Here is a 19,431-nt window from a genome sequence, read left to right as displayed (position 1 = left end):
CGGGACTTAAATATCGCGCGGCGGTGCGGTCGAGGCTACGACGGGACGACCGTGATGGTCTTCCCGCGGTCGATGGCCCGTTCCAGTTCCTCGGCGATGCCCGACCCACGCGAGACCTGGATCTCGCCGCCGCGGGAGACGGTGGCGGTGAAGAGGTACTCGCCGTCGGCCTGCACCTCGACGGTGTCGCCGGCGTGGCCGTCGAGGGGGACCATCACGTGTCGGGAGGTGACCTCCGGTTGGACGATCTCGCCCTGCTGGCCGCCGCTGTCGGTCTGGGGACCGCCGGAGGGGCCGGTGGGCTTCTCGTCCAGGGTCCGCACGTCGATGTCGATACCCAGGCGGTTCTCCACGTCGGTGATGCGGCCGCCGCCCTTGCCGATGACCTGCGGGATGTCGTCGTCTTCGACCCAGACGACGGCGTTGTTCGGCCCGCGCAGTTCCACGTCGACGTGACCGCGGGCGATGGAGCGGATCTCGCGTTCGACCTCCTGCTTGGCGAGGCGGTCGACGCCGGAATCCTGTTGGTCGTCGTCCTCGTTCAGCGGGACGGTGACGACCTGCCGGTTGAACGTGTAGATCTCGTACTCGGGCTGGCCGGTCTCGAAGTCCCGGACGACGATGACCGGGCGCGCGAGGTCCTCCTCCATCAGACCCTGCGGGACCTTCACCTCGGTCGTCACGTCGTAGACGGTGTGGACCTCGCCGGCCTCGATGTAGACGACGGTGTCGACGATCTGCGGGATGAGGCCGAGTTCGACGCGGCCGATGAGCCGCTGGAGGGCGTCGACGGCACGGGTCGCGTGGACGACGCCGACCATCCCGACCCCCGCGAGACGCATGTCCGCGAACACCTCGAAGTCGTCGGTCTTCCGGACCTCGTCGTAGATGGTGTAGTCCGGCCGGACCATCAGCAGGGAGTCGGCCGTCTTCTCCATGGACCCGCCCAGCGCGGTGTACTGGGTGATGTTGGGGCCGACCTGCAGGTCCCGCGGCTTCTCCATCGTCTTGACGGAGTAGTCCGAGTCGACGAGGAACTCGCCGACCGCCTGCGCGAAGGTGGACTTCCCGGCACCGGGCGACCCGGAGATGAGGACGCCGCGTTGCTGTTCGGTGAAGCGGCTCCGGAGTTCGTCGGCGTGCTCGTAGTCGTCCAGATCGGTCTTGACGATGGGTCTGACCGCAGTGATCTCCATGGCGTCCGAGAACGGCGGGCGCGCGATGGCGATGCGCAGGTCCCGGAACTGGACGATGCTCATCCCGGGTTCGTCGAGTTCGAGGAACCCCTCGGGGGAGGCGCGGGCGGCGTCCTCGATGTCGTCGGCGTACTCCCGGAGTTCCGCCTCGGTGGCGAGGTCGTCCCGGATGGGCTGGTAGTGCATGTCGCCGATAGAGCCCTTCTTCGCGAACGGCTGGACGCCGACCTTGAGGTGGACGCTCATCGTCCCCTCGTCGAAGAAGTTCTCTATCTGGAGGCGGTCGACGTCGCGGCCGCGCGGCTCGATGTACTCCACGTCCAGCCCCTTCGCGCGGGCCACCTCGGCCTGCACGTCGTCGCTGGTCACCAGGGTCGCCCCGCGGTCCTGGGCCACGTCGCGGATGAGCGCGTCTATCTCGCCCTCGCCTGCCTCGCGCTTCTCGACGGCGTCCGGGCGGCGGCCGACGTACTCTACGTCGACGGTACCTTCCTCGGCGAGGTCGACGAGGCGCTGGAGCTCCTCCAGTCCCTCCCAACCGGTATCGCGGCCGTCGTTGGCCTGTGCCTCGAGTTCGCCGACGACGGCCTCGGGGATTACGACCGTCGCGCCGGCGAAGCCCATGCCGTCCACCGTGCCGTCGGGGTCGGCGTCGGCTGCTATCTGGTCGGACACGCGGCCGTCGATGACCACGCTCGTGTCCGGTACGATTTCCATACGCGGGTTAGGTGCCTGTCGAGTGATAAGGGTCCTGATGCCCGCGCTAGCGAGTGGCGTTCCTGTATCGTGCACCGTGAGTCGAGTAGGGAACGACCGTGGAAATCGGTCTGAACACTCAGAAACCCTTCACGCGCTTCGCTCCGGCGACTCTTCGCGCGTCCTCGTTCACGTACTCGCTCGGTGCAGTGCTTACGTCGTCGGGGTTCCCGGAGCGCGTGGTCCCTTTCAGTCCCGCCCGTGTCGGCCGGTCGGTCAGCTAGTGAGGTTGGTCGGCATTCTAGGCAGACACGCCGTCAAGAGCGAAGACGACGCGCTCAGACGGCCAGATACTCGGCGATGGCGTCCTCGTCGGCCAGCGTCGTCGGTCCGACTTCGTCGACGATCTCGCCGCGCTCCATCGCGTAACAGCGGTCGGCCATCTCCCGGATGACCCCGAGGTTCTGCTCGACGAACAGTATCGTCGTCCCGAGGTCCTCGTTGATGGCCTGCATGTCGTGGCTGATCTGGTCGACGATGGAGGGCTGGATGCCCTCGCTGGGTTCGTCCAGCAGGAGCAGGTCCGGGTTCGACACCAGCGCCCGCGCGATGGCGAGCATCTGCTGCTGGCCGCCCGAGAGCGTCCCGGCCTGCTGGTCGGCGCGTTCTTCGAGGACGGGGAAGTAGCCGTATATCTGGTCGTACAGGGTCTCCGAACTGTCGGCGTTGACCGTCTCGCCCATCCGGACGTTCTGCTCGACGGTGAGTTTCGGGAACACGTCCCGGCCCTGCGGGATGTAGCCCATCCCGGCGCGGGCGCGCTCGTCGGCGGGGGCGTCGGTCACGTCCGCGCCGGCGTAGCTGATGGTCCCGTCCGACGGTTCCAGCAGGCCGATGATGGTCTTCATCAGCGTCGTCTTGCCGACGCCGTTCTTCCCCATCACGCCGACGATCTCGCCCTCGGCGACCGAGAGGTCCACGTCCCGGAGGATGGGCGTCGAGTCGTAGGCCGCCGTGACGCCGTCTAGGTCCAGCATCACTGCTCACCTCCCAGATAGATGCGCTGGACCTCTGGGTCGGACTCGATGGCCTCGATGGGGCCCTCGCGGAAGACGTCGCCGTTGTGGAGCACGGTCACCTCGTCGGCGATGTTCGCGACGAACTCCGTGTCGTGCTCGATGACGACGAAGGCGATGCCCTCCGTCTCGTTGAGGCGGGTGACGCGCTCGGCGATGGCCTCGCGTTCGGCCACGTCCAGCCCCGCCACCGGTTCGTCCAGCAGGAGGAGGTCCGGTTCGAGCGCGGCGGCCATCCCGATTTCGAGCTGCTGCTGTTGGCCGTGCGAGAGTTGGCTGGCGTCGACGTGCTCGTAGCCCGCGAGGCCGGCGGCCTCGATGGCCTCGTCGACCCGCCGGCGGCGCTCCTCACCGTCGGCGAACCGCTGGATGGGTAGGCGGGCGTTCTCGCGCACCGTCAGGTCGCCGTACACCGACGGCACCTGGAACTTCATGCTGATGCCCTTGCGGACCCGCTCGTGGGGGTCGAGGTCGGTGACGTCGTGGCCGTCGTAGTAGATGCTGCCGCCCGAGGCGTCGTAGGTGCCGGTGACGAGGTTCAGCAGGGTCGACTTCCCGGCGCCGTTGGGGCCGATGAGACACCGCAGCTCGCCCTCGGCGACCGAGAAGTCCACGTCGTCGGTGGCGGTGAACCCGCCGAACTCCTTGCGGAGGTCCTCGGTCTGCAACAGCGTGTCCGTTCGGTCGCCCGTCGCCAGTTCCGCGGCCGTCTGGCGGACGTTCGGACTGCCCGCCGCGCTATTGTTCGTACTCATCAATCGCTCACCTCGGTCGTCGCCTCGGGTGGCTCCGGCTGGGTGCCGTCGCCGCGCATCTCGACGTAGGTCTCGTGGACCCACGGAACGATACCGCCGGGGAGGCCGAGGATGAACACCAGCAGGAGGACCCCGACGATGACGAACGCCAGTTCGCCGCCCAGCGAGTTCCGGAGGAACTCGATGCCGACGGTGGCCGTCACCGCGCCCAGCAGGGTCTTCCGGCCACCGACGCTCACCCAGATGACCGGCAGGGAGGCGAAGGTCAACTCGAACACGCCGGGGCTCATGTAGTTGCCCCACGCGGCGTACAGCACGCCCGAGAGGCCCGCCAGCGCGCCGCCGAGCGTGAACACGGCGAGTTTCACGCGCTCGACGTCGTAGCCGAACATCCGCGTGCGGTCCTCGTCCTCGCGGACCGCGACCATCACGCGGCCGTAGTCCGAGTTGACGAGCGCCCGCAGGGCCAGATACGTCGCGACGAGCAGCCCCAGCACGAGGTAGTAGAAGGTCATGCTGCTGAACGTTATCGACGCGCTCCCGACGCCGAACGCGAGGTTCGGGATGGTCGGCATCCCGTTGAACCCGCCCAGCGCTGCCTCGCCGATGGTCCACTCGTCGCCGGCCGTCTGGGCCATGAACGTGTGGAGGACGAGCGTCGAGACCAGCGTGATGATGGTGACGTAGACGTCGCGCACGCCCCCGTAGAACATGAAGTACCCCAGCACGAACGCCATCACGGCGCCGCCGAAGACGCCGACGGCGAAGGCGCCGGTGATGCCCGCCGGCGTGGCGAAGTTCACCGAGACGACGCCGAAGGTGTAGCCGGCGACGCCGAAGAAGACCACCTGGCCGAAGGAGAGGACGCCCGCGTACCCCCACACGACCGACAGCGAGAGGCCGAGGAAGGCGTACACGAGGAACAGCGAGAACCGCGAGGCCTGGTAGGACCCCACGGCGAGCGGGTACGCCGCCAGCGCGAGGACGGCGACGAGGAAGCCGACCCAGAACCCGCGGGAGTTCCCGACGGTGTTGGGTCCCTCGAAGCGACTGCGGAGGCTGGCCAGCGCCGACTGTCCGCCGGCGTCGGCCGGGCCCGCACCGCTCGCTTCGGTGGCCATCTACGCTCCCTCCTGTCTCCGTTCCCGGAGCGTCTCGACGAAGCCGGTGATGCCCTCCGGCAGGAACCGGATCATCACGATAGCGGTCACGAGCAGCGCGATGCGACCGAAGAACGTCCCGAAGAGGTTCGTGACGGTCGCGTTGATGGCGCCCAGCAGGCCGCCCGCCAGCGTCGTCCCCAGCACCACGCTGGGGCCGCCGACGACGACGGCGACGAACGCCTCGACGAGGAACGAACTCCCGAGGCCGGGGACCATCGTGATGGTCGGGGCGTACAGCGCGCCCGTCAGCCCCGCGAGGCCGGAGCCGATGGCGAACGTTGTCATGTAGGTGCGTTCGGTGTCGACGCCGAGTGCGCGGGCGGTGTCCTCGTCCTGGATGGTCGCCCGGGCCCGCATCCCGTACTCGGTCCGCGTGAAGACGTAGTAGGTCAGCGCCAGCACGGCCAGCGCGACGACCGAGAGCAACACGCGGTACGTCGAGTACGAGAAGCCGCTGTAGGCGATGTTGCCCAGCGGCGTGCCGATCTGGTCCAGCGAGTTGCCGAGCACGATGCGGACACCCTGCACCATGATGAGCGAGAGGCCCCACGTCGCGACCATCGAGTCGGCGAGTCGGTCGTACAGCGGCTCGATGACCTTCCGGCCGAGGAACCGCTGGCTGATGGCGTTCGGGACGGTGCCCGAGATGACGACCCGTTCGACCACGAGGCCGAACCCGGCGGTCACCGCGACGCCGACCAGCATCGCGACGGGCAGCGGGAGGCCGGCGCGGATGTTCGCCAGCGTCGTCGCGTAGGCGCCGACCATGATGAACTCGCCGTGTGCGAGGTTGATGACGCCCATGATGCCGAAGATGATGGCCAGGCCCGCGGCCGCCAGCACGATAAAGGCGAAGCTATCGAGGAACTGGAACAGCAGGTTCAGGCCGTTGACCATCTCACCCCGCCTCCTCGTAGAAGTCCTGTGGGGTGTACTGCGTCTCCTCGTCCTCCTGGGTGAGGTCACAGCCGACCGTCTCCGAGAGGAACGTCTCGGGGATGACCCGGTCGTCGACGGCCTCGACGTTGTGCTGGTCGTCGGCGCGCATGACCCACATGTGGTGGTCGACGTGGTGGGTCGCACCGTCGAGCGCGATGGACTCGCCGTCCGGGGCCTCGGGGGCCTCGTAGGTGATGCCCGACTCGAGCGCTTCCTTCACTTCGGGCTGTTCGGTCGTCCCGGCCTGCTCGACGGCCTTCTTGTACATGTAGATGGAGAAGTAGTTGTTCTCGGCCTCCTCGTTGAGGTAGGGGGCGTCCGGGAACTTCTCGTAGTAGCGGTCGACGAAGCCGCCGTCGCTGGTGTTGCGGTTCGTCGGGATCTCCTCCATGTAGTTGACGCCGGCGTAGATGTTGGCCATCGCGGGCGGGTCCAGCCGGCGGTGTTCGTACCCCTGTGCCATCGCCGTCGAGGTGCCGATGGGGACCTCGAGGCCGGCGGAGGCCTTCTGCTCGTAGAAGGAGGTGTGGTTCGCGCCGACGAGCATCGACATCACGAAGTCCGGTTCGGCCTGCTGGATGCGGTTGATGGTCGACCCGAACTGGGAGTTCGACAGCGGGATGAACTCCTCGCCGATGACCTCGGCACCGTTCTCGTCGGCCAGCACTTTCACCCAGTCGGCCGACAGCTGGCCGAAGTTGTAGTCGGCGGCGATGGTGTATATCTTGGGCCCGTACTCTTCGACCAGATACGGCAGGACGCTCCCCAGCTGCTGGCGGGCCGTCGGTCCGACGGCGAAGACGTTCTTGTCACAGACGCCGCCCTCGTACTGGGTCGTGTAGAAGTACAGTTGGTCCTCGCGGTCGATGATGGGGCGGATGGCCTCGCGGGTCGCCGAGGAGTAGCCGGCCCACAGCGCGTCGACGTTCTTCTGGTTGATGGCCCGCCGGGTGAGTTCCTGATACCGCTGGTTGTCCGACTGCGGGTCCGGGTCGAACACCTCTATCTGCTTGCCGTCGATGCCGCCGTCGTTGTTTATCTCCTCGATGGCCAGCATCGACGCCTTGTGTTTGGGGTCGCCGACGAGCGCGAAGTTCCCCGAGCGGTCCTCCAGCACGCCGAGCTGGATCGTGTCGTCGCTGGACGCCGACCCACCGGAACACCCGGCGAGTGCGGTGCCGGCCAGCGCCGCCGACGAGGCGAGGAAGCCGCGCCGACTCGTGAGCCCGTCGGTCATTCGCCTCCCTCCGAGAACGCGGCGCGCCCGTCAACCGTAACCGCGACTTCACTGCACGTATCGACACGTTTCTCGCTGATACTCGCACGTTCGTCCATGATTTCGTTCACGTTCTTGCCCTTCAGCAGTACGCAAATAAGGTTTACTCATCTAATCTTATACTCTCCTTCATATGGTGAGGTGAGTATAAGGATGTGTTAGGAACAGTCAGAAAACGAGATGTACGAACGATTCGGAGCGATAATTCCGCAAGTATACAGTATTCTGGGTCGCCGAGCGCGGAGCCGGCAAACCGTGCCGCGAGCAGCCCTACTCGCCCACGACGACCACCTTCACCTGCTGGACGCCGGTGAGCGCGCGGAGGCGGTTGGCGAGTTCGGTGATGTCGCTCGCCGCGCCCTCGACGACGAGCGTCTCCATGCAGGTGTCGTGTGAGAGGTGGATGTGCTGGACCGACGTGATGGCCTCGGCCATCTCGTGTTGGATGGTCTGGAGGGCGTCGGCGATGCCGTCGACGTGGTGGTCGTGGACGACGACGATGGTGCCGTGGTGTCGCCCGTCGCCGCCGCTCTCCCACTCGTAGTTCGCGAAGAAGTCCCGCAGGGCGTCCCGCATCGCCTCCGACCGACTGGCGTACTCCCAGTCCTCGACGATGCCGTCGAGTCGGTCGACCATCGACGACGGGAGCGTGAGGCTGATGCGGTCGATGTCGTCGGTCATGCCCCGACGTTCGGTGGTGGGGCTAATATGGCTGGCCTCCGCGGCGACTCACAGCAGCGCCGGGACCGCGTCGAGCAACAGCGTGGCAGCGAGTCCCGTGACGGCGACGCCGGCGACGGTCTGTGCCAGCCCGTGGACGGTCCTGCTCCGCCCCTTCGTCAGCCCGAACAGCGCACCGGCGCCGGCCCCGAGCAGGCTCATCGTCGCGGTGATGGTGACGCCGTAGGTCAGCACCGCGAGGGCGACGACGTCGGCCCCGTAGCCGGGGAGGAGCGTCGAGGCGAACACTATCATCGACACCGGTGGCGAGAGGGTGAACAGCGCGCCGACGAGTCCGGTCTTGAGATAGGAGACCGTGTCGTGGCCGTGGTCCGCCCCGTCGAAACCGGGGACAGGGAGGCGCACGTGCGGGTGGCTGTGGGTGACGTCGCCGTGTGCGTGCTCGTCGTCTCGGACGGCGCGCCGGAGACCACCGACGGCCATCGCCGCACCGAACACGCCCAGCAGGACGCCGACGCCGAGCGTGCCGACCTGGCCGTAGACGGCGGGGAACGACGTCCGGCCCAGGAGCAGGTACGCGACGCCGAGCCACGCGACGACGAGGACGACGTGGCCGACGCTGAAACAGGCCCCGGCGAGCGCCGAGAGGCGGGAGTCGCCGTAGTCGCTGGTCAGCGAGGAGATGCCGGCGACGTGGTCGGGTTCGATGGCGTGGGTGATCCCCAGCACGCCCGCGGTCAACAGCGCCGGCAACAACGCTCCAGTCATCGACTCGCACCGTCGCCACGCCGGCACACGAGCGTTTCGGTCTCGCGAACCGGGTTCCGTTCGGGTACACTCATACCGTCTACCTAGACGAATCGTGGTAAAACACCTCCCGACAGTGCAAATATTGTCCCGCGACCCGACCCCCCGGCCCGTCCGCGACGGCTGGCAGCCACGCGTCCGGGCGGTCGGTCACGGGCCGTCCGGTCGGCGCCTCGACGACCGCCGGAGCGTGTCGCTGTCGAATGTCGAAACGCGGGCCCGCGTCGGCGAGGGGGCGTGGACGAATGCCCAATAGTGGCACGGGCGGCATCACAAAACGGCGAAAGTAAAGAAATCCATGGCGCTATTTGCGCCGAGAGGAAGTTGCTTATCACACCTGTCCAAACGGAAACCCATATGTTGGACGAACAGTCGAAAATAGCGAGGGACGGGGGTCGCCGTGACTGAGGACCTCGTCCCCGGTGAGGTCGTCGCCGGCGACGGTACCGTGACGCTGAACGAGAGCCGCGAGACGGTCGCGGTGACCGTCGGGAACACCGGTGACCGACCGATACAGGTCGGGTCACACTTCCACTTCTTCGAGGCCAACGCCGCCCTCGCATTCGACCGGGAGGCCGCCTTCGGGATGCGACTGAACATCCCCGCCGGCACCGCGGTCCGGTTCGAACCCGGCGACGAGCAGACCGTCGAACTCGTCGCCATCGGCGGCAAGCGCGTCGCCCACGGCATGAACGGGATGGTCAACGGGAGCGTCGACGCCGACCCGACGGAGGCCCTGGAGCGGTTGCGAGACGCCGGGTTTCGAGATACCGGTCGCGACGGTGACGAGAGCGAGGGGGAGGCCGAATGACACGCGACATCGACCGCGACGCCTACGCCGAACTGTACGGCCCCACGGAGGGCGACAAGGTCCGTCTGGGCGACACGGAGCTGTTCGCCGAAGTCGAGGAGGACCTGCGCACGCACGGCGACGAGGCCGTCTTCGGCGGCGGGAAGACCCTGCGGGACGGCCTCGGCCAGGCCCCCGGCGTCACACAAGAGGAAGGCGCCATGGACTGGGTGCTGACCAACGCCACAATCATCGACCCCGTACTGGGCATCGTCGCGGCCGACATCGGCATCCGAAACGGCGAGATAGCGGGCATCGGCAAGGCGGGCAACCCCGACACGATGGACGGCGTCGACCTCGTGGTCGGCGCGTCGACCGACGTCTACCCCTGCGAGGGGAAGATAGCGACCGCCGGGGCGCTGGACATCCACGTCCACTGGAACTCCGCCCAACTGCACGAACACGCGCTCTCGGGGGGCATCACCACGATGCTGGGCGGCGGCTACGGCGGCGGTGCCACGACGTGTACGACCGGCCCCGAGAACGTCAAGCGCCACCTGCAAGCCGCCGAGGCGTGGCCGGTCAACGTCGGCTTCTACGGCAAGGGCAACGCCTCGGACCCGGAACCCCTGCGCGAGCAGATCGAGGCCGGCGCCTGCACCCTCAAGCTACACGAGGACTGGGGGTCGATGCCCGACGCCATCGACACTGCGCTGGACGTCGCCGAAGCCGAGGACGTACAGGTCTGCATGCACACGGACACGCTCAACGAGGCCGGGTTCGTCGAGAACACCTTCGACGCCGTCGACGGCCGGACGATGCACCTGTTCCACATCGAGGGCGCCGGCGGGGGCCACGCGCCGGACATCATGGAGATGGTCGGCCAGCCGAACATGCTCCCGTCCTCGACGAACCCCTCGATGCCCTACACCGACAACACGTTCGACGAGCATCTGGACATGGTGATGGTGTGTCACCACCTGAACCCCGACGTGCCCGAGGACGTGGCCTTCGCCGAGTCACGCGTGCGCGCCGAAACCATCGCCGCCGAGGACGTCCTCCACGACATGGGCGCCATCTCGATGATGACCACCGACTCCCAGGCGATGGGGCGGATGGCCGAACTCGTTCCGCGCACCTGGCAGACGGCCTCGAAGATGAAGTCCCAGCGCGGCCCGCTGCCCGAGGACGAGGGGACCGGCGCGGACAACTTCCGCATCAAGCGTTACGTCGCGAAGTACACCGTCAACCCCGCCATCTCCGCGGGCATCGAACCGTACGTCGGGACGCTCGAACCCGGCAAACTCGCCGACGTGGTGCTGTGGGACCCCGCCTTCTTCGGGGTCAAGCCCGCGATGACGTTCAAAGGCGGGTTCCCGGTCCACTCGGAGATGGGCGAGGCCAACGGGTCGCTGATGACCTGCGAGCCCATCCTGCAGCGGGAGCGAGCGGGCGCCGTCGGCAAGGCCAAACACGCGCTCTCGCTGTCGTTCGTCTCGCCGGCCGCCGCCGAACGCGGCGTCGGCGAGGAGTACGGCCTCGACACCCCCATCGTCCCGGTTGAGGGCACCCGCACGCCCGGGAAGGACGACATGATGTACAACGACTACTGTCCCGACGACATCGCGGTCGACCCCGAGACGTTCGAGGTGCAGGTCGACGGCGAACACGTCACCTGCGAACCGTCCTCCGAACTGCCACTCGCACAGCGGTACATGCTATGAAACTCACAGCCAAAGAGCAGGAACGACTCACCGTCTTCACCGCCGCAGAGGTCGCGCGGCGCCGCAAGGAGCGCGGCGTCCCGCTGAACCACCCCGAGGCCGTCGCCTACATCAGTGACTGGTGCATCGAACGGGGCCGTGACGGCCAGTCGGTCGCCGAGATCCGTTCCGGCGCCTCCCAGCTGCTGGGCCGCGAGGACGTCATGGAGGGCGTCCCGGAGATGATAGACATGATTCAGGTCGAACCCGTCTTCCCCGACGGGACGAAGCTCGTGACGGTCCACGACCCCATCCGCTCGGACAGCGTCGGCACCGCCGAGGGCGAGGAGGAACCGTGAGTCTGACCCACCGCGACGTCGCGACGGTCGGTATCGGCGGCCCGGTCGGGTCCGGCAAGACCTCCCTGCTCACCGAACTCGTCCCGCGCCTCCGCGACGAGGGACTGGACGTCGGCGTCATCGCCAACGACATCCTCACCCAAGAGGACGCCGACCGCCTGCGCGAGCGCTTTGCCGGCGTCGTCCCCGAGGACCTCGTGGCCGGCGTCGAGACGGGCGCGTGCCCGCACACGGGCATCCGCGAGGACCCGTCGATGAACCTCCAGCAGATAGACGCCTTCCTCGCCGACCACCCCGAACTGGACCTCGTGCTCGTCGAGAGCGGTGGAGACAACCTCGCGGCGACGTTCAACCCCGAACTCGCGGACTACTCGCTGTACGTCATCTCGGTCGCGGAGGGCGACGACATCCCCCGGAAACGGGGCCCCGGCGTCGTGGACTGTGACTTGCTGGTGGTGAACAAGACGGACCTCGCGCCCCACGTCGGCGCCGACCTGGACCTGATGGAACGGGACGCCCGCGAGGTCCGGGACGGTCCGTTCGTCTTCACCAACTGCAAGGCCGAGGAGGGCGTCGACGAGGTGCTCGAGCACGTCCGCGAGGGGGTGCTGTTCGCCTGATGGCGACGGATGCGCCGGAGGCGCGACCGGAGGGGGACGGCGAGAACCCTGCAGACGACGCGACCGACGCCGGTGCGCCACACCCGTCTTTCGAGGCCTACGCCGCCGAGTCGCCGCCGCAGGCCGCCGTCGGCGCGCCGGGCAAGGACGGGGTCCTCGAACTCCGCTTCGCGCCGACCAGCGACGGGACGAAGCTCGTCCACGACTACGCGACGGTGCCGTTCCACGTCTCGGGGACGCTGGGCCACGACCCCCATCCCGCGGCCGAGACGGTGTTCCTCCAGTCGCCGACGGGCGGCATCGCACAGGGGGACCGCCACGACGTGACCATCGCCGTCGAGGACGACGCCGTCGCCCACGTCTCCACCCAGAGTTCGACGAAGGTGCAGTCGATGAACGCCAACTACGCCGCCGCCGACGCGACCCTGTCGGTGGGTGCGGGCGGCCACCTCGACTACGTCCCGGAACCGACCATCCTACATGCGGCGTCGCGGTACTACCAGAACCTGACGCTGGACCTCGCCGCGGGCGGGTCGGCGGTACTCGCCGATATCGTCGTGCCCGGACGCCTCGCCCGCGGCGAGCGGTTCGCGTTCGAGCGGTACCTCTCGCGGGTCCGCGTGAGAGGGCCCGACGGCCTGCTGTTCGAGGACGCGACCCACCTCACGCCCGCCGACGGCGAGCCAAGGGCACCCGGGGTCCTGGGGGAGTTCACCGTCTACGGAACCCTGTTCGTCGTCGCACCCGACGGCGACGCGGCGGGGCTCTCGGACGCGCTGCACGAGACGGTCACCGACGCGGACGCACGGGCCGGCGCGACCGCACTCCCGAACGGAGCCGGCGTCGCCGTGCGCGCGCTGGCCGACCGCGCCGAGACGGTCCAGTCGACGCTCCGCGCCGCGTGGGACGACGCTCGACGTGAGCTACTGGACGCGCCCGCACCGTCCGGGAGGAAGTACTGATGCTGGTCGCCGAGACGCGCCTGGGCCACCGCGAGGACGCCGACGTCGCGGCCCGACTGGCCGACGCCGACCCGGTCCGCGTGGTGCTCTCGGACACCGACCGACGGCGCTCCCGCGTCCGCACCGAGTCGACCGAGGGCGAGGACGTGGGCATCGTCGTCGCCCGTGACCTCGCCGACGGCGACGTCCTCGAGACCGACGACGGCACGCTCGTCGTGGTCGAACTCGCCGCTATCGAGGCGCTGGTGCTCTCGTTCGGCGACGCGGACGTCTCGCCGACGGCGGCGCTGGAACTGGGCCACGCGCTGGGCAACCGCCACTGGGACCTCGCGACACGCGACGGCGAGGCGCTGTTCCCGGTGCCGGACACCCGCGAGCGGATGCTGGCCGCCGTCGCGGACGACCTCCCCCCGGGCGTCGAGACGCGCTTCGAGGCCGTGCCGCCGACCACGTTCGACGACGCCGACCCCGACCACAGTCACGGCGGCGACGGGCACTCGCACGGCCACGGCGACGACTCCCACAGCCACGACGGCGGCACGCACTCGCACGCCCACGACCACGGGGTCCGAACTATCGACGGGGCGGACCGATGAGCGACGACGCGACCCTCGAGGCGTTCCGGCTGGCCGACTCCTTCCTCCCCGTGGGGACCTACACCGTCTCCTACGGCCTCGAACAGTTCGTCGCCGACGACCGGGTGACCGACGCCGCCGACCTCGAGGCGCTCCTCGAGACGTACCTCCGGCGGCAGGTCGGCCCCGCCGAACTGGTCGCCCTCCGGCGTGCCCACGCCGCCGCCCGCGAGGGCGACCTCGACGCTATCTGCGCCGCCGACCGACGGCTGGCGGCGGTGACGCTGGCTGCGGAGTTCCGCGAGAGCGCCCAGCAGTCCGGGGACCGCCTCCTGTCGCTCCAGCGCGACCTGCGCGAGGCCGACCTGCTGGAAGCGTACGCCGAGCGGGTCCACGCCGGGGACGCGCCGGGCAACTACGCCGTCGTGCTCGGCGCCGCGGCCGGACTGGCGGGCATCGACGTACGGGAGGCGTGTCTGCTGTGCTGTCACGGCTTCGTCACCGGCTTACTCGGCGCGGCCCAGCGCCTCCTCTCGCTGGGCCACACCGACGCCCAGCGGATTCTCGACGCCCTCCGGCCGGTGATGACCGCGGCCGTCGACGACAGCGCGGGCCGCTCGATAGACGACATGACGCCGTTCGCGCCGCTGGTCGACGTGCTCGCCGCCGACCACGAACGGGCCGAGCGTCGGCTGTTCGCGAGTTGACCGACTGCGTCGGGTTCGGGTCTCCGCTGGCCGCGCGGTAAGCCGTCGTTTGTCCGACGACGGGCTCGACCGCGGTGAGTAAACGTCAGCCATCTCGCGGTAGCGAGCGAATGACTACACCGTTGGCCAGACAACCTCCCTGTCGGTGGTACCATGGCTTCCACTGCAGAGACCCTCACCCGGGACGACGTCGAGGACGTCTTGCGGGCGTTCGAAGACGGGGACTTGGCGGCCGCCGCGGAGTTCTGGGCCGACGACGGCGTGTTCATCGACCCGCACTACCCGGAGTCCGAGTATCGCGGCCCGGACGCGATTCGCGAGGCGCTCGCGTGGGCGCTCGAGAACATCGTCGAACAGCCCGGTCTGACGATTCGGCAGGTCTGGGAGGCGGACGACGCCTTCGCCGTCGAAGTGGACACGCACCACACGATGAAAGACGGGAGCGAGGCGGACTTCCGGCAGGTGTTCGTCGTCGAGACGGCAGACGGCGAGATAACGCGCTGGCAGTCCTACCTCCCGTTCCCGCCGCCCGCCGAGGGGTAGGCGGCGCCGCGCTTTCCGCGCCGCCGCACCCGTCCACCAGAGCCAAACGTACCGCGTGCCACCCTCGGGTATGTACGTCGCCGATCTGACCGAGGAACTGGTCGCCATCCCGAGCCACGAGGACGAGGCTGCCGCCGGCGAGTTCGTCTCGGCGTGGCTCCGGGACCACACCGACGCCGCCGTCGAACACGACGCCCACGGCAACGTCGTCGCCCGGAAGGGGCCGGGCGACGGCACGTCACTCGCGCTCGTCGGCCACCACGACGTCGTCCCGCCGGACGAGTCACAGGTCGACCCCGACGGCGGCTACGTCGTCGAGCGGCGCGACGGGCGCATCCACGGTCGGGGCAGCGCGGACATGAAGGGGAGCCTCGCGGCCGCGATGCTGGCGTTCGAGGCGGCCGAGATGCCCGCCGAGGACGAACTCGTCTTCGTCTCGTTCGCCGGCGAGGAGCAGGGCGGCGTCGGCTGCCGGGCCGCCATCGAGGACGGCTTCCGGGTGGACTACGCCGTCGTCGGCGAGGGGTCGACGGGCTACTCCGCGCCGGGTGTCACCGACGTCGCCGTCGCGCACAAGGGTCGGCGCGGGTCGACCATCGTCGCCGAGGGGAGCGCCGCCCACGCCAGCGAACCCGACGCCGGCGAGAACGCCATCTACCGCGCGACCGACGCGGTCGACGTGGTACGAGGCCTCGAGTTCCCGTCGACCACGGTGCTGGGCCACGAGGTCCGTGGGAGCGTCGCCGTCACGGAAATCGACGGTGGGTCGGCGTGGAACGTCATCCCCGAGCGTTGCGAGGCCACCGTCGACGAGCGGACCGTGCCCGGCGAGCGCGCGCCGCTGGACCGCGTCGAGGACGTCGAGGGCGTCTCCTGGCGCGTCGACCAGGACCTGCCGCCGATGGCCTGTGGCGACGCCGACTTCGCCGACGCCGTCCGCGACGCCGCCGCCGACGCCCAGGAGGGCGCACCGGAACAGGTCGTCAAGCCACACGCGACGGACGCCGGCTGGCTGGCCGACGCCGGCACCGACTGCGTCGTCGTCGGCGCGGCCGAACCCGGCGAGGCCCATACCGCCGACGAGAGCGTCTCAATCGACGTACTGGCGCGGTGCCGGCGAATCTACGCGGGCGTCGTCGAGTCGTGGCTCCGGTGACCTCGTCTGTGAGCGCGGTCCGCGTGGCTCGCTCCTTACCGCCAGCACCGAGCATTTAGGACCCTACGCCTAACACCGACCCATGGCAACAGCTACCGAGACAGAGTCGACCTACGAGCAGTTCCTCGACCACGTCAAGCGCCTCCACTACGTCTCCGACGCCGGGGGTGTCCTCCAGTGGGACCAGCAGGTGATGATGCCCTCCGGCGGGACGCCGGCCCGCGCGAAGCAGTCCTCCGCGCTGTCGACGCTCCACCACGAGCTGCTGACAGACGACCAGCTGGGCGAGTGGCTGGACGAACTCGAGGACGCCGACCTCGACCCCGAACAGGCGGCGGTCGTCCGCGAGGTCCGCCGGGACCACGAACGGGCGGTCAAGGTGCCGGCCGACCTCGTCGAGCGCATCTCGGAGGCCTCCTCGAACGCTCTGCCCGTCTGGGAGGAGGCCAAGGCCGAGGACGACTTCGAGCTGTACGCCGACACGCTCGAGGAGATGGTCGAGCTCCGCCGGGAGTACGCCGCGGCCATCGACCCCGACCGCGACCCCTACGAGGTCCTCTTCGAGGAGTACGAGCCGTACCTCGGCATCGACACCGCCGAGGCGATTCTCACGCGGCTGCGGGACGAACTGGTCCCGCTCGTCGACGACATCGCCGACAGCGACGTGACCCTCGCGGACCCCTTCGAGGGCACCTACGACGAGGACGACCAGCACGCCCTCGTCGAGGAGGCGCTCGACACGCTCGGCTACGACTGGGACCACGGCCGCCTCGACACCGCGCCACACCCGTTCTCGACGGGGACACAGTTCGACGCCCGCGTGACCACGCGGTTCAAGCCCGACGACCCGATGGATGCCATCGGGTCGACCATCCACGAGTTCGGCCACGCCACCTACACGCTGGGCCTGCCACAGGAGGCCTACGGGACGCCGCTGGGCGACAGCCGGGACCTCTCTGTCCACGAGTCACAGTCCCGGTTCTGGGAGAACCACGTCGGCCGGACGCGGGCGTTCTGGGACCTCTTTACCGACACCGCGAACGAGCATCTGGGCACCGACGCGACGCCGCGGGAGTTCTACGAGGCCGCGAACACGGTCCACCCGGACAACCTCATCCGCGTCGAGGCCGACGAGCTCACCTACCACATGCACATCGTCCTCCGCTTCGAGATAGAGCGCGACCTCATCCGCGGTGACCTCGCCGTCGAGGACGTCCCCGAGGTGTGGAACGACAAGATGGCGGAGTACCTCGGCGTCCGACCCGACACCGACGCCGAGGGCTGCCTGCAGGACATCCACTGGACCAACGGGGCGCTGGGCTACTTCCCCACCTACACGCTCGGGTCCGTGCTGGCCGCCCAGCTGGACCACCACCTCCGTGAGGACGTGGGCGACGTCGACTCGCTCGTCCGCGAGGGCGACTTCGACCCCATCCACGACTGGCTCACCGAGAACGTCCACCGCCACGGCGCCCGCTACCGGACCGACGACCTCGTGCAGGAGGCGACCGGCGAGCCGTTCACCGCCGACTACTTCCTCGACTACGCCGACGCGAAGTACCGCGACCTCTACGACTGCTGAGCCGCCGCCGCTGGCAGCCTGACGACCCCGTCGCACCCCGTCGCTTATCTTTCCCGGTGGCCAACCACGACCCATGCGACCGGACCTGGACCCCGAGCAACTCGACCGCTACTCCCGGCACATCATCATGGACGACGTGGGGCCGGAGGGACAGGCCGAACTGCTGGACTCGTCGGTGCTCGTCGTCGGCGCGGGCGGCCTCGGTTCGCCGGTCCTGCAGTACCTCGCGGCGGCCGGCATCGGACGGCTCGGCGTCGTCGACGACGACGTCGTCGAGCGCTCGAACCTCCAGCGGCAGGTCATCCACCGGGACGACGACATCGGCCGACCCAAGGTCGACAGCGCCCGCGAGTTCGTCACCGGGCTGAACCCCGACGTGACCGTCGACACCCACGAGGTTCGCCTCTCGAAGGCGAACGTCGGGGACCTCGTGACCGACTACGACATCGTCGTCGACGCCTCGGACAACTTCGAGACGCGCTTCCTCGTCAACGACGCCTGTACCCTCGCCGGCATCCCCTTCTCTCACGGCGCCATCTTCCGGTTCGAGGGGCAGGTGACGACCTTCGTCGGCGACGGCGAGGGGCCGTGTTACCGCTGTCTGTTCCCCGAGGCACCGCCGGCGGGCACCGTCCCCGACTGCGCGACGGCGGGCGTCCTCGGCGTCCTCCCCGGCACCATCGGCTGTATCCAGGCGACGGAGGTCGTCAAGCTCGCGATGGACTACGGCGAACCGCTCGACGGCCGTCTGCTGGCCTACGACGCCGCCGAGATGACCGTCGACGAGGTGCCCGTCGCCCCGAACCCGGACTGCCCGGTGTGTGGCGACGACCCGGCCATCGGGAGCATCGACGAGGGGAGCTACGAGGGCCGCTGTTCGCTGACCGCGGAGTAGGCCGTCGCGCCCCGCTCAGGCACGGAGCGACGGCAGTTCCTGCACCGCGTCCCGCGGCGGCGCGTCGAACAGGTCCGGGTGACACAGCGCCGCGAGGAACTCCAGCGTGTCGACCAGCCGCGGCCCCGAACGGTTGACGTAGTGGTGGCCGTCCACCACGTACGCCCGACCCTCCCGAACGGCGGTGAGGTCGTCGAATCCCGGTCGCTCGGTGAGGTCCGCGAGGTTCTCGCGGGTCTGGGCGACGTCGAAGCCACAGGGGGCCGCCACCAGCACGTCGGGGTCGTACTCCCGCACTTCCGCCCACTCGCGCGGTCGGGAGTGTGCACCGCGCTCGGCCATCCCGTAGGCCCCGCCCGCCATCTCCACCATCTCGGGTATCCAGTGCCCGGCGACCATCACCGGGTCCAGCCAGTCGAGGACGGCCACGCTGGGCGTCTCGGTGGCTCGCGCGGCCGTCGTCTCGACGGCGGCCACCCGCTCTCGGAGAGTCGCCACGAGGTCGGTGGCCGCCTCGTCACGCCCGATGGCCGCGCCGACGCGGTGGATGGAGTCGAAGAGGTCGCCGAGGCTGTGGACGTCAAGCGTCAGCACCTCGGCGTCCAGTCCGAGGTCCTCGACGGCCTCGGCGACGATGACGTGGTCGACGGCACAGACGTCACAGACGCCCTGTGTGACGATTACGTCGGGGTCGACCGCGGCCAGCGTCTCGCGGTCGATGGCGTAGACGCCGTCGCCGGACTCGGCCTCGGCGACCTGTTCGTTTATCTCGCTGCTGGTGGCATCCGGGTCGACACGGGAGCGGTTGACCGACGGTCGCTCGCGGGCCGCCGGCGGGTAGTCACACTCGTGAGAGACGCCGACCGGTTCGACGCCGAGGGCGTAGACGATCTCCGTCGCGGACGGCAGTAGCGTGACGACGCGCATACGTCGGCTACGGGCCGCCGTGA

20 protein-coding genes are annotated in these 19,431 nt (G+C 69.0%); 11 read left to right on the top strand and 9 right to left on the bottom strand.

The window, feature by feature from the left end; genetic code table 11:
* Nucleotides 1-35 precede the first annotated feature (35 nt).
* The 8 genes from ACV7GQ_RS13250 to ACV7GQ_RS13215 form a co-directional block, all read right to left on the bottom strand.
* Nucleotides 36-1,913 (bottom strand): ATPase, T2SS/T4P/T4SS family, encoded by a 1,878-nt coding sequence (locus ACV7GQ_RS13250; RefSeq protein ID WP_470310709.1) that lies wholly within the window; start codon nt 1,911-1,913, stop codon nt 36-38.
* A 317-nt stretch (nt 1,914-2,230) separates the two neighbouring features.
* A complete protein-coding gene (locus ACV7GQ_RS13245) occupies nt 2,231-2,929 on the bottom strand; it encodes an ABC transporter ATP-binding protein (RefSeq protein WP_470310708.1) in 699 nt (232 codons plus the stop codon).
* Nucleotides 2,929-3,723, bottom strand: coding sequence for an ABC transporter ATP-binding protein (locus ACV7GQ_RS13240; RefSeq protein ID WP_470310707.1), 795 nt, complete (start codon nt 3,721-3,723; stop codon nt 2,929-2,931). Before ACV7GQ_RS13240 ends, ACV7GQ_RS13245 begins: the two co-directional genes overlap by 1 nt.
* On the bottom strand, nt 3,723-4,844 hold the full coding sequence (locus ACV7GQ_RS13235) for an ABC transporter permease subunit (RefSeq protein WP_470310706.1): 1,122 nt from the start codon (nt 4,842-4,844) through the stop codon (nt 3,723-3,725). Before ACV7GQ_RS13235 ends, ACV7GQ_RS13240 begins: the two co-directional genes overlap by 1 nt.
* Nucleotides 4,845-5,783: an urea ABC transporter, permease protein UrtB gene (gene urtB / locus ACV7GQ_RS13230; RefSeq protein ID WP_470310705.1), complete on the bottom strand. Its 939-nt coding sequence runs from the start codon at nt 5,781-5,783 to the stop codon at nt 4,845-4,847.
* Nucleotide 5,784: 1 nt separating this feature from the next.
* Nucleotides 5,785-7,062, bottom strand: a complete 1,278-nt coding sequence (locus ACV7GQ_RS13225; RefSeq protein WP_470310704.1) for an urea ABC transporter substrate-binding protein — start codon at nt 7,060-7,062, stop codon at nt 5,785-5,787.
* A 309-nt stretch (nt 7,063-7,371) separates the two neighbouring features.
* Nucleotides 7,372-7,782, bottom strand: coding sequence for a nickel-responsive transcriptional regulator NikR (nikR, locus tag ACV7GQ_RS13220; RefSeq protein WP_470310703.1), 411 nt, complete (start codon nt 7,780-7,782; stop codon nt 7,372-7,374).
* A gap of 48 nt (nt 7,783-7,830) precedes the next feature.
* Nucleotides 7,831-8,550: a HoxN/HupN/NixA family nickel/cobalt transporter gene (locus ACV7GQ_RS13215; RefSeq protein ID WP_470310702.1), complete on the bottom strand. Its 720-nt coding sequence runs from the start codon at nt 8,548-8,550 to the stop codon at nt 7,831-7,833.
* A gap of 439 nt (nt 8,551-8,989) precedes the next feature.
* Here ACV7GQ_RS13215 and ACV7GQ_RS13210 point away from each other — a divergent pair, with 439 nt between their 5' ends.
* The 11 genes from ACV7GQ_RS13210 to ubaA all read left to right on the top strand — a co-directional run bounded on the left by ACV7GQ_RS13210 (nt 8,990) and on the right by ubaA (nt 18,481).
* Nucleotides 8,990-9,400, top strand: coding sequence for an urease subunit beta (locus tag ACV7GQ_RS13210; protein WP_470310701.1), 411 nt, complete (start codon nt 8,990-8,992; stop codon nt 9,398-9,400).
* Nucleotides 9,397-11,103, top strand: coding sequence for an urease subunit alpha (gene ureC / locus ACV7GQ_RS13205; protein WP_470310700.1), 1,707 nt, complete (start codon nt 9,397-9,399; stop codon nt 11,101-11,103). Before ACV7GQ_RS13210 ends, ureC begins: the two co-directional genes overlap by 4 nt.
* A complete protein-coding gene (locus ACV7GQ_RS13200; RefSeq protein WP_470310699.1) occupies nt 11,100-11,441 on the top strand; it encodes an urease subunit gamma in 342 nt (113 codons plus the stop codon). Before ureC ends, ACV7GQ_RS13200 begins: the two co-directional genes overlap by 4 nt.
* Nucleotides 11,442-11,443: 2 nt before the next feature.
* On the top strand, nt 11,444-12,061 hold the full coding sequence (gene ureG / locus ACV7GQ_RS13195; protein WP_470313168.1) for an urease accessory protein UreG: 618 nt from the start codon (nt 11,444-11,446) through the stop codon (nt 12,059-12,061).
* Nucleotides 12,061-13,023 carry an urease accessory protein UreD gene (ureD, locus tag ACV7GQ_RS13190; RefSeq protein WP_470310698.1) on the top strand — a complete coding sequence of 321 codons (963 nt, stop codon included), beginning with the start codon at nt 12,061-12,063 and terminating at the stop codon, nt 13,021-13,023. The genes ureG and ureD overlap by 1 nt, the downstream gene beginning before the upstream one ends.
* Complete coding sequence (locus ACV7GQ_RS13185) at nt 13,023-13,619, top strand: urease accessory protein UreE (RefSeq protein WP_470310697.1); 597 nt, start codon at nt 13,023-13,025, stop codon at nt 13,617-13,619. The genes ureD and ACV7GQ_RS13185 overlap by 1 nt, the downstream gene beginning before the upstream one ends.
* Nucleotides 13,616-14,305 carry an urease accessory protein UreF gene (locus ACV7GQ_RS13180; RefSeq protein ID WP_470310696.1) on the top strand — a complete coding sequence of 230 codons (690 nt, stop codon included), beginning with the start codon at nt 13,616-13,618 and terminating at the stop codon, nt 14,303-14,305. Before ACV7GQ_RS13185 ends, ACV7GQ_RS13180 begins: the two co-directional genes overlap by 4 nt.
* A gap of 153 nt (nt 14,306-14,458) precedes the next feature.
* Nucleotides 14,459-14,848, top strand: a complete 390-nt coding sequence (locus tag ACV7GQ_RS13175) for a nuclear transport factor 2 family protein (protein WP_470310695.1) — start codon at nt 14,459-14,461, stop codon at nt 14,846-14,848.
* 70 nt (nt 14,849-14,918) lie between these two features.
* Nucleotides 14,919-16,004 carry a M20 family metallopeptidase gene (locus tag ACV7GQ_RS13170; RefSeq protein ID WP_470310694.1) on the top strand — a complete coding sequence of 362 codons (1,086 nt, stop codon included), beginning with the start codon at nt 14,919-14,921 and terminating at the stop codon, nt 16,002-16,004.
* An 82-nt stretch (nt 16,005-16,086) separates the two neighbouring features.
* Nucleotides 16,087-17,586 (top strand): carboxypeptidase M32, encoded by a 1,500-nt coding sequence (locus ACV7GQ_RS13165; RefSeq protein ID WP_470310693.1) that lies wholly within the window; start codon nt 16,087-16,089, stop codon nt 17,584-17,586.
* Between the two features lie 73 nt (nt 17,587-17,659).
* Nucleotides 17,660-18,481: an SAMP-activating enzyme E1 gene (ubaA, locus tag ACV7GQ_RS13160; RefSeq protein ID WP_470310692.1), complete on the top strand. Its 822-nt coding sequence runs from the start codon at nt 17,660-17,662 to the stop codon at nt 18,479-18,481.
* Between the two features lie 15 nt (nt 18,482-18,496).
* Here the strand turns inward: ubaA and ACV7GQ_RS13155 are convergent, their stop codons facing one another.
* Nucleotides 18,497-19,408 (bottom strand): ABC transporter substrate-binding protein, encoded by a 912-nt coding sequence (locus ACV7GQ_RS13155; protein WP_470310691.1) that lies wholly within the window; start codon nt 19,406-19,408, stop codon nt 18,497-18,499.
* Nucleotides 19,409-19,431: the final 23 nt, after the last annotated feature.

It is taken from the genome of Haloarcula sp. MBLA0163 (assembly GCF_055632435.1).
The sequence above is the reverse complement of the archived record's forward strand: the minus strand, read 5'-3'. Positions and strand labels throughout refer to the sequence as shown.

Bases quoted from the DNA above. Each gene is read 5' to 3' on its own strand.
- ACV7GQ_RS13185 (WP_470310697.1), top strand. From the start codon at position 13,023: ATGCTGGTCGCCGAGACGCGCCTGGGCCACCGCGAGGACGCCGACGTC.
- ACV7GQ_RS13245 (WP_470310708.1), bottom strand. From the start codon at position 2,929: ATGCTGGACCTAGACGGCGTCACGGCGGCCTACGACTCGACGCCCATC.
- ureD (WP_470310698.1), top strand. From the start codon at position 12,061: ATGGCGACGGATGCGCCGGAGGCGCGACCGGAGGGGGACGGCGAGAAC.
- ACV7GQ_RS13235 (WP_470310706.1), bottom strand. From the start codon at position 4,844: ATGGCCACCGAAGCGAGCGGTGCGGGCCCGGCCGACGCCGGCGGACAG.
- ureC (WP_470310700.1), top strand. From the start codon at position 9,397: ATGACACGCGACATCGACCGCGACGCCTACGCCGAACTGTACGGCCCC.
- ACV7GQ_RS13180 (WP_470310696.1), top strand. From the start codon at position 13,616: ATGAGCGACGACGCGACCCTCGAGGCGTTCCGGCTGGCCGACTCCTTC.
- ubaA (WP_470310692.1), top strand. From the start codon at position 17,660: ATGCGACCGGACCTGGACCCCGAGCAACTCGACCGCTACTCCCGGCAC.
- ACV7GQ_RS13175 (WP_470310695.1), top strand. From the start codon at position 14,459: ATGGCTTCCACTGCAGAGACCCTCACCCGGGACGACGTCGAGGACGTC.
- ACV7GQ_RS13155 (WP_470310691.1), bottom strand. From the start codon at position 19,408: ATGCGCGTCGTCACGCTACTGCCGTCCGCGACGGAGATCGTCTACGCC.
- ACV7GQ_RS13250 (WP_470310709.1), bottom strand. From the start codon at position 1,913: ATGGAAATCGTACCGGACACGAGCGTGGTCATCGACGGCCGCGTGTCC.
- ACV7GQ_RS13240 (WP_470310707.1), bottom strand. From the start codon at position 3,723: ATGAGTACGAACAATAGCGCGGCGGGCAGTCCGAACGTCCGCCAGACG.
- ACV7GQ_RS13215 (WP_470310702.1), bottom strand. From the start codon at position 8,550: ATGACTGGAGCGTTGTTGCCGGCGCTGTTGACCGCGGGCGTGCTGGGG.
- ACV7GQ_RS13225 (WP_470310704.1), bottom strand. From the start codon at position 7,062: ATGACCGACGGGCTCACGAGTCGGCGCGGCTTCCTCGCCTCGTCGGCG.
- ACV7GQ_RS13170 (WP_470310694.1), top strand. From the start codon at position 14,919: ATGTACGTCGCCGATCTGACCGAGGAACTGGTCGCCATCCCGAGCCAC.
- ACV7GQ_RS13165 (WP_470310693.1), top strand. From the start codon at position 16,087: ATGGCAACAGCTACCGAGACAGAGTCGACCTACGAGCAGTTCCTCGAC.
- ACV7GQ_RS13200 (WP_470310699.1), top strand. From the start codon at position 11,100: ATGAAACTCACAGCCAAAGAGCAGGAACGACTCACCGTCTTCACCGCC.
- nikR (WP_470310703.1), bottom strand. From the start codon at position 7,782: ATGACCGACGACATCGACCGCATCAGCCTCACGCTCCCGTCGTCGATG.
- urtB (WP_470310705.1), bottom strand. From the start codon at position 5,783: ATGGTCAACGGCCTGAACCTGCTGTTCCAGTTCCTCGATAGCTTCGCC.